The organism is Paracraurococcus ruber, from assembly GCF_004353985.1.
Lineage (GTDB): Bacteria > Pseudomonadota > Alphaproteobacteria > Acetobacterales > Acetobacteraceae > Paracraurococcus > Paracraurococcus ruber.
The window spans coordinates 1-1,957 of record NZ_SMOA01000520.1; the positions used below are offsets into that span (position 1 = coordinate 1).

Below are 1,957 nucleotides of genomic sequence, written 5' to 3' on the forward strand. Positions count from 1 at the left end.
GGCCGCCGCGCGCATGGCGGGGCCGGCCTTCAGGCCGGCCGGTGCAGCCAGGGCACCTCGCGCCGGGCCGCCACCCCGGACCCGCGCGCGGTCGCCGCGCGGGTGCCCGCGCCCCGGGACTAAACGAACAGGAAATCCGCCGGCCCGGCCGAGAGCAGGCTGGCCGTGCCGCCCGCCACCGCCACGCCATCATGCGCGATGCCATCCACATGCAGGTTGCGGTCGCCCTGCGGCGTGCCGTCCCAGGCGTCATTGAGGAAGGTGACGGTCAGCCGGTGCGGCCCGGCGGCCCAGTCGCCCTTCAGCGTGATGGTGTCGTCCTGGCCGCTGCCATGCAGCGCGCTGGCCGTCAGCGTGCCGCCGACCGGCACGCCGTCCACCGCGAGCATGTATTGCGCGCTGCCGATCCAGGCGTCCTGGCTGATCTTCAGCACGAGACTGCTGCTGCCCGCGCCGATCACCTGGTTGACCGGCGCGGCGGCCGCCCCGATGACCGCGAAGCTCACCGGCCCGGCCGAGAGCAGGCTGGCCGTGCCGACCGGCACCGTGCCGCCGCTCAGCGAGATGCCATCGACATGGAGGTTCCGGTCGCCCTGGGGCGTGCCGTCCCAGGCATCATTCACGAAGGTGACCGTCACCACATGCAGGCCGGGGCCCCAGGGGCCGAGCACGGCGACCGTGTCGGACTGGCCGGCGGCATGTGACGCCGCGGCGGTCAGCGTGCCGCCGACCTGCACGCCGTCGACCACCACGGTGTACTGCGCGCTGCCGAGCCAGGCATCCTGGCTGATCTTCAACACCAGGCTCGCGGCGCCGGCGCCGATGGTCTGGCTGCCAGTGCCGCCGAGGTGGCTGAGCGCCGCCACGCCCGGCCCCAGCACCGCCGCCAGGCGGTCGGCGACCAGCATGACATCGGCCTGGCCCATGTGCTGGCCGCCGGGTGCGCCGTCGCCATCCATCGCCAGGCCGGTCATCGCCGCCGGGGCGATGCCGGCCTGGAAGGCGGGATCGGCCACCAGCAGGTCCATGCCGGCGCGGATCGCCTCCGGGCTGCCGGGCTGGGTGTAGGGATAGGGCACGTAGGTGAAGAGGTAGGGCGTGGTGGCGGCATCCTGGCCCAGCACCCCGCGCACCAGCGCCGCATCCGTCCGCACCTCGCCGACCCATTGCGCGGTCGTCACGCCGGCCGTGTTGCCGTCGAACTCGTTGTGCATCCACAGCGTGACCGTGGGGTTGTCGCGGAGCTCGGCCGGCAGCGAGACGAGGTAGGTGAGCATGTTGCGCTGCTCGCCATCCGTGTCCCAGTTGAGGAACCCGGTGCCGGAATAGATCGTGCCGGGATAGTCGAAACCGAAGGCGACATTCTGGTAGTTGGCGACGATATGGACATCGATGCCGGGATTGGCGGCCTCGAGATCGGCTTCCAGCCGCGCCGCGCCGCCGCGCCAGATGAAGGCTTCCGCGTTGCTCTGGCCGCGAACAAGGACGTTCACGTCGGTGGTCATCGGCTGCTTCGCTCCCGCGTATCGGACCGGCGCGGGCGAAGGCGCCATCCCCTTGCATTAGTGCAAGATTCGACGGTCCAGGCCGATGCACATATCCGGCAGAATCCTAAATATTGCGACAATCTTGCAGGGTCGAAGATCTGGCGTCAGGGCAGGACTTGTTGCAGGCGCCAGTCCGGAACGGCTGCGTTCCGCAGGCCAGGACCGGTGGACCGCAGGACGGCTACGTTTCGACTCCCATTGTGCCTGGAGAATAGTTGCCGATGCCGCCGCGCCTGACCGCTTCGACGCGATGCCTGCCGGGGCCCGGGCGCCGCTTGCCACGGCCTCGGGCGCATCGGAGCGCCGGGGCGGCCGTTGCGAGCGCGCCGGGCAGCGAGGGGCGTGGCCGGGCAAGGCGTCGCCCGGCGCCCGCCCATGCGCCGCCCGGACGGCGGCGGATGGGGGCGCCG

1 protein-coding gene is annotated in these 1,957 nt (G+C 71.8%); it reads right to left on the reverse strand.

Annotated elements, in window-relative coordinates:
* Nucleotides 1–119: 119 nt before the first annotated feature.
* A complete protein-coding gene (locus E2C05_RS31395; protein ID WP_133223525.1) occupies nt 120–1,505 on the reverse strand; it encodes a carbohydrate-binding domain-containing protein in 1,386 nt (461 codons plus the stop codon).
* Nucleotides 1,506–1,957: the final 452 nt, after the last annotated feature.